This window comes from Streptomyces sp. NPDC007095, assembly GCF_040634475.1.
In the GTDB taxonomy this organism is placed as follows: Bacteria; Actinomycetota; Actinomycetes; order Streptomycetales; family Streptomycetaceae; genus Streptomyces.
Genome location: NZ_JBEYFS010000094.1, coordinates 34,025 through 40,792, shown reverse-complemented (window position 1 = coordinate 40,792; position 6,768 = coordinate 34,025). Strand labels below are relative to the sequence as shown.

Here is a 6,768-nt window from a genome sequence, read left to right as displayed (position 1 = left end):
GAGGGCCTGTGCCCGGCACGCCGAGAGCACGCACCTGACGCCGCAGGGCCCGCCCTCCGGGCGGACGACGGGAATTTGACGACAGGACCTAGGCCCGCGCCAAGCCCCCACCGTCCGACAGCCGGACGACGGGGATGGGGGCGGGGGGATGAGGGGCGAAGCCCCCACCCCAGGGGTGCGGGGAACTGCGCGACCAGCCCCCGCCGGTCCGCAGCCGAACGACGGCCCCGCTTGAGGCTCCCACCGGCCGGCAGCCGTACGACTGCCGGCCGGTGGGGGGTCTCAGACGCCGGACGTGCTGGCGGTGCCCGCCCCGTCCGCGGCACCCGCCGGAGCCGGAACCACCGCGGCAGCGGCCCCGTCGTCATCCGTGTTGATCTTCTCGATGATCGCGTCCCGCTCCGGCGTGTCCTCGGGCTTCAGGAAGCCGATGAGGATGTACAGGACGAGGGAGATGACCATCGGGACGGAGACCTGGTACTCCAGCTTCACATCGGTGCGCTGGGAGAAGTCCAGGTTGTAGTTGACGAAGAAGAACGCGAGCAGACCACAGGCCCAACTGATGAGCGCCGCCGTCGGGCCGGACTTACGGAACGGTCGCAGCAGGCCCAGGATGAACGGGATCGCGATCGGCCCCATGAGCCCGGCCACCCACTTGATGACGACCGTGATGATGTCCTTGAACGTGGGGGAGTTGACCTGCGTCGCCACCGCCATCGAGAACCCGAGGAAGGCGACGGTCGTGATCCGCCCCGCGATGAGCCCGGTCCGGGTGTCCCAGGCACGCGCGGCCTTGGAGAGCACCGGGGCCACGTCCCGGGTGAAGACCGCGGCGATCGCGTTCGCGTCCGACGAGCACATGGCCATCGTGTGCGAGAAGAAGCCGACCACGACCAGGCCCAGCAACCCGTGGGGGAGGAGCTGCTCGGTCATCAGACCGTACGCGTCCGAGCCGTCGGGCTTCTTCGCCGTGACGAGGAGCGGCGACAGCCACATCGGGATGAAAAGGATCACCGGCCACACGAACCAGAGCGCGGCGGACAGGAAGGCCGACTTCGTGGCCTGCTTGGCGCTGCCCGTCGCCATGTAGCGCTGGGCCTGGTTCCACATCCCGCCGTTGTACTCGAACAGCTTGATGAACAGGTACGCGATGAAGAACACGGTGAGGTACGGGCCCGCGAATCCGTTCGCGTGACCGTGCAGCTTCGGCGAGTCGAGAGCCTTGGACAGGCCGCCCTGGTCGGAGATCTTGTTCAGCACGATGATCAGCATCGAGAGCCCCGCCAGCAGCTGGATCACGAACTGACCCAGTTCCGTCAGCGCGTCCGCCCACAGACCGCCGATCGTGCAGTACACGGCCGTGATGCCACCGGTGATGAGAATGCCCTGGGTGAGCGTGACCCCGGTGAAGACGCTCAGCAGGGTCGCGATCGCCGCCCACTTCGCACCGACGTCCACGATCTTCAGCAGGATGCCCGACCAGGCGAGCGCCTGCTGCGTCGGCACGTTGTAGCGGTCCTTGAGGTATTCGAGCGGTGAGGCCACGTGCAGCCGGGAGCGCAGCCGGTTGAGCCGGGGCGCGAACAGCTTCGCGCCGAGCAGCACGCCGATGGCGATGGGCAGCGCCCAGGTGACGTACGAGGTGATGCCGTACGTGTACGCGATACCGGCGTACCCGGTGAACATCACCGCGCTGTAGCCCGACATGTGGTGCGAGATGCCGGACAGCCACCAGGGCATCTTGCCGCCCGCGGTGAAGAAGTCGCTGACGTCGTCCACACGCTTGTGGGACCAGACACCGATCGCGGTCATGACGCCGAAGTACGCGACCAGGACGGCCCAGTCGAAGCCGTTCATGTGCCCCCTCCAGGGGTCCGCCTTGTGAACCTGCAGATACCGGACGGCACTTCGCCAGTACGCACACAGACGGCGCCCCCGTGCGGGAGCGGGGACTTTGGGGATTGAACCGCCGTTCGGAGGGGGCGGTCAAGACCTTTCCAGGTCACAGATATGAACGCAGATCAGAAAGCAGAACGATTTTGCCTCCACTTTACCTGTACGGCTGTTGTCGTGTCCGTGACGTGGACCACACCATGAGCGGGCACTTCGTCAGACCGTGCAGGGTTCACACCGAGAAGTCGACAGGCGTTCGGGATGCGGGTCCCGCACGGCTGGGAGAGGACGGCCGACTGGAATCCGCCATCGGTTCCGCTAGCGCATGAGTTCGCCGGCGTTCACGAGCAGCGACTGTCCCGTGATCGCCCGTGCCCGGTCGGACGCCAGGAACACCGCGGCGTCCGCCACATCCCCGTCCGTGGCCAGCTCGGGCAGCGCCATCCGCTCGGTGAGCCGCTTCAGGACGTCCGCCTCCGGCACGCCCTCGGTGTGTGCCGTGAACTGGACGTACGCCTCGACGGGCGGCCCCCACATCCACCCCGGCAGCACGGTGTTCACGCGGACGCGATGGGGGCCCAGCTCCCTCGCCAGCGAGTACATCGCGCTCGTCAGCGCGCCCTTGGACGCCGCGTACGCCGCCTGCCGCACCTGGCTCGGCGCGGCCACCGACGACTGCGTCCCGATGATGACGACCGAGCCGCCGCACACCTTCAGCGCGGGCAGACAGGCCCGGGTCATCCGCAGGGTGCCCAGCAGATTCACGTCGATGACCGACTGCCAGGTGGCGAAATCCGCATCCTCCAGGCCGCCGAAGTAGCTGTCCCAGGCCGCCACGTGCACCACCGCGTCGATCCGCCCGAACCGCTCCGTCGCGAGCTCCGCGAGCGCCTCGCACTGCTTCTCGTCCGTGATGTCCGTGGCCCGGTACGCCGTGTGCGCGCCGTCCGGGTCGAGCTCGGCCGCGGACGAGGCGAGATTGGTCTCCGTGCGCGCCCCCAGTACCGCGTTGCCCCCGTCCCGTACGACGGCCGCCGCGACCTGATGGCCGAGCCCGGCGCCGACCCCCGAGACGACGACCGTCTTCCCCGCAAGCAGTGACATCCGAGGCCTCCCCTTCTTTGTGGCTCGGTTCGCCCTGACGTGGCTCTGGCGCATTGTCTGACGGAGCGTCAGAGTATGGGCGTCCGGCGGAGGAAGGAAGAGCGAGGAAGGGGATCGTCATGTCGGAGGAGACCCGTAGCGAGGTGTACGCGGAACTGGCCGCCCTCGGCCCGTACGGCGTCCACCCGGGCCACGCCCTGATCACCATGGTCGAGCCGCATCCGGGCCACGAGTACGCGTACAACCGCTGGTACGAGGACGACCACTACTACGCCGGCGCGATGGCCATGCCCTGGATGTACGCGGGTCGCCGCTGGGTCGCCACCCGCGATCTCCAACTCCTGCGGTACCCCGAGAAGTCGGCGGTCGCCCAGCCGGTCACCGCCGGCTGCTACCTCTCGACGTACTGGGTCACCGAGGGCCGCTACGACGACCACATGAGGTGGACCGTCGGCATCAACAAACGGCTGAATCGCGACGGCCGTGTGTACCAGGACCGGACACATGTCTTCACGGCCTTCCAGGACCACGAGGCCACGGTGTACCGCGACGGCGCGGCCGGCCCCCGCGACTTCCACGCCCTGGACCACCCCTACGCGGGCCTCGTCCTCCAGGTCGTCGACGCCGACTCCGCCGACCGGCGCGCGGAACTGCTGGAGTGGCTGCGCGCCCGTCACCTCCCCCGGCGCCTGGCGGGCTCCCCGGCCGCGATGGTGACCCTCTTCCGCCCCACCCCACTCCCCGGCGACCGTATGACGTACGTGAAGCAGGTCGAGGGTGTCGACACCCGGCTGACCCTCCTGTGGTTCCTGGAGACGGACCCGAGGGAGTGCTGGGAGGACCACTTCGGCGGACTGGAGGAGGCGGTCGCGGAAGGGGGGTTGGGGAAGGTGGAGCTGGTGGCCCCGTTCATTCCGACGGTGCCGGGGACGGACAGGTACGTGGATCGCCTGAGGTGAACGGGGGCGCCCCGGAGGCGAACCGAGCCCAAAAAGGGGGTTAGCCCCCTCGGCCAGGACGGCGGGCCAGTCGAGAGGGCTAATTCGGTGGTGCGTATGCGGTTGGTCGGTGCAGTTGTGGTGGTGGGTGCAGATGTCGACGCATCAGGCGAGGTCGAAAGCCCCCCGGCTGACCTCGGCCACGAAGGCGTTCCACGAGTCCGCGGGGAACGCCAGCGTGGGGCCCGCGGGCACCTTGGAGTCCCGTACGGCCATCGCCGCGAGAACCGGGGACTTGACCTCGACACATGCGCCGTTGCCGGTGGAGTAGGAGGACTTGGTCCACGTGTCCGTGGCGCCTTGCTGGATTGCCATGTTCGCTCCGGATAGCCAGTTGTTGAGAGTTGCTGTCACCGCACTGCGGGTTCGCTACGGAACTCGCAGTGCGGTTCGCGCCAACGTTGTTGCTCGATGGCGTGATCGACGCTACTCGCCAACATCGGCGGGCGAAGTGACCGTTCACTCGTCCGGGTGGCATATTCCAGTGGAGTCTTCCGTCCTGGCATGGTGAGGGTGTAGTGTCCGGCACTTTCCCGCCGGGGCCCGTTCTCAGGGGTGCGCGTCAGCGCGCGTACTCCTTGGCGATGTCCGCGATGAACTGCCGTGACTGCTCCACGTTCAGGGCCTGCGCCCGCAGATGCTCGTACATCACGCTGTATTTCTGGACGTCGTTCGCCTTCTCCAGATACAGGTCGCTGGTGACGCCCTCGATGTAGACCACGCTGGAGTCGGCCGCGTCGGGGAACTCCAGGATCGCGTACTGCCCGTTGAGTCCCGGGTGAGCGCCCATGTCGAAGGGGATCACCTGCACGGTGACGTGCGGGAACTGGGACTGTTCGACGAGGTGTTCCAGCTGGTCGCGCATGAGGGAGCGGTTGCCGACGACGCGACGCAGGGCGGCCTCGTCGAGAACGGTCCACAGTCGGAGCGGGTTCTCCGGGGCGGAGATACGTTCCTGTCGACGCAGGCGCACCTGGACGCGCTTGTCGATGTCACCGGAAGCGGTCTCGGGCAGCGCGCCCGCGATCAGTGCCTCGGCGTACGGCCGGGTCTGGAGGAGACCGGGCACGACCTGGGGATCGTAGACGCGAAGTGACGCGGCGTCGGTTTCCAGCCCGATGTAGACGCTGTACGGGATGTCGCCGAAGGAGTGCCACCAGCCCTGCTGGCGTGAATCCTTGGCCATCTGCATCAGGGAGTCGACGATCCGGTGGTCCTCGACCTCGTAGACCCCGCACAGATCGCGGACGTCACGCTGGCTGATACTGCGCCGTCCGTTCTCCAGGCGGCTGATCTTCGACTGCGAGACCAGCAGACGCTCGGCGACCTCTTCGGCCGTCATGCCCTTGAGCTCGCGGAGCCGGCGCAGCTCCTGGCCCAGCCGGCGCCGCCGGACGGTGGGATTGACACTTGACGCCACGGGACGTGCACCTCCGGCTGCGGGCCTCTACTTTGCGTATCTGCTGTTGAGCAGACTGCCACCAAGGTGCGTTCTACCGCTGGAAAACACCGGATATGCGCTGGGTACACGCCCGTTCGGGGATCTGGCGTACATATCGCGCAGATCGCGTACGCGTACGTCGCCTTCACTCGTACCGCCCGCATATGCGCGACGCCCGCGAAATGCGGCCGCGCGGGGCGGTGGAGCCGTGTCGTCGTCCGGACGTACGGCCCCACCGTCCCGCGCGAGCCAGCGGCTCCCGAACCGGGTCTTGGGGACTGCGGTGCGGCGCTGGGGTCGTGCCGGCGGTGCGTGGCGGTGCTCTTTGTGGTGCGTGGCGGTGCTGTTGTGCGTAGTGGTGCGTGCGGTGCCTGGTGGCGCCGTGGGACTGCGGCTCAGTGGACCACGGCGCGCGCCATGGAACCGTGGCGCGGTTGCATCGGAACGCCGTGGGCGGGTTCCGGTGCGGACCTGACTCCGGCGGTGGCCGGGCGGCCTGCCGGTGCCGGGTTGCGGCGTGGCTGTGCACCCACTCCGTTCTGAACGTCCATGACCGCGTGGGCCACGAGGCCGCCCATGGGGTCATGCCTGATCAGGTCCCGTAGCCGGGAGCGGGACGAGCGTCCCTCGTTGCCCGGATACAGGTGCTTGCCGAGACCGACCGCATGGGCCAGCGCGGCGAGCGCCGCGGTCCGCGGGTCCGGCGGTACGCCGGTGCGGATCGCGCTGTCCAGCCGGGACTTGATCTCCCGGCTGATCTCCGTGTCCGTCGCTTGGTAGCGAGTCGTCGGAAGCACCCCGCACATCTGGCCGGCCACGGCATGGACCATGCCGCACCTCTCCAGATGCGAGAGGTAGGTCTGGCGCAGCCCCAGTCGGGGTCCGCCAATCCAGTTGACCGCGCGTACGGGTGCTCCGCGTCGGCGAAGCAGTTCCAACGCACAGTCCAGTGTTGGATCTCCAGTCGGCCGTGGCTGCACCACGGCGATACGATCCCCGTCTGGGGCTATCCGTCCGGCCAGCGCCAGCTCTACTAGCTGTGCTCCGGCCAGACCGAGGTCGAGCGACTGCGGCTGTGCGGTGGTACCCGTGGTCGGGTCCAACGCCAGCAGCAGAAGCTCTTCCGGAAGAGTTCTGCGGCTCCTGCCCATCCATGCCTCCCCGCGTGGATGAATGACAGGGTGACCCCTCTCACAATGGTCTGTCGAGAGTGCCTGACCGGTTCGTGATGGAACCAGCAGGTATGTCGTTCTCGTCTACCGCAGGGGTTAAGCCCGCACACAGGACACTGGTACATGGTTCGGACAGCGATGTCCGGGCGGCGGGTCAAGG

General features: G+C 68.0%; 6 protein-coding genes. 1 reads left to right on the top strand and 5 read right to left on the bottom strand.

Going from position 1 to position 6,768, the window contains the following annotated elements; translation table 11 throughout:
• Positions 1-282: 282 nt before the first annotated feature.
• On the bottom strand, positions 283-1,857 hold the full coding sequence (locus ABZ656_RS29035; protein ID WP_360271404.1) for a sodium:solute symporter family protein: 1,575 nt from the start codon (positions 1,855-1,857) through the stop codon (positions 283-285).
• 354 nt (positions 1,858-2,211) lie between these two features.
• Positions 2,212-2,997 carry an SDR family oxidoreductase gene (locus tag ABZ656_RS29030; RefSeq protein WP_101404480.1) on the bottom strand — a complete coding sequence of 262 codons (786 nt, stop codon included), beginning with the start codon at positions 2,995-2,997 and terminating at the stop codon, positions 2,212-2,214.
• A gap of 119 nt (positions 2,998-3,116) precedes the next feature.
• On the opposite strand from ABZ656_RS29030, the gene ABZ656_RS29025 reads away from it, so the two are divergent.
• Positions 3,117-3,956: a hypothetical protein gene (locus ABZ656_RS29025; protein WP_168492703.1), complete on the top strand. Its 840-nt coding sequence runs from the start codon at positions 3,117-3,119 to the stop codon at positions 3,954-3,956.
• Positions 3,957-4,100: 144 nt separating this feature from the next.
• Here ABZ656_RS29025 and ABZ656_RS29020 read toward each other — a convergent pair whose 3' ends face one another.
• From ABZ656_RS29020 to ABZ656_RS29010, 3 genes are all read right to left on the bottom strand, one after another.
• Positions 4,101-4,310 (bottom strand): DUF397 domain-containing protein, encoded by a 210-nt coding sequence (locus ABZ656_RS29020; protein WP_067372206.1) that lies wholly within the window; start codon positions 4,308-4,310, stop codon positions 4,101-4,103.
• Positions 4,311-4,557: 247 nt separating this feature from the next.
• Positions 4,558-5,415 (bottom strand): Scr1 family TA system antitoxin-like transcriptional regulator, encoded by an 858-nt coding sequence (locus ABZ656_RS29015; RefSeq protein WP_101404482.1) that lies wholly within the window; start codon positions 5,413-5,415, stop codon positions 4,558-4,560.
• Positions 5,416-5,831: 416 nt separating this feature from the next.
• The gene (locus ABZ656_RS29010) at positions 5,832-6,587 is read right to left on the bottom strand and encodes a GPP34 family phosphoprotein (RefSeq protein WP_101404483.1); all 756 of its coding nucleotides are present in this window, start codon (positions 6,585-6,587) and stop codon (positions 5,832-5,834) included.
• Positions 6,588-6,768 lie beyond the last annotated feature (181 nt).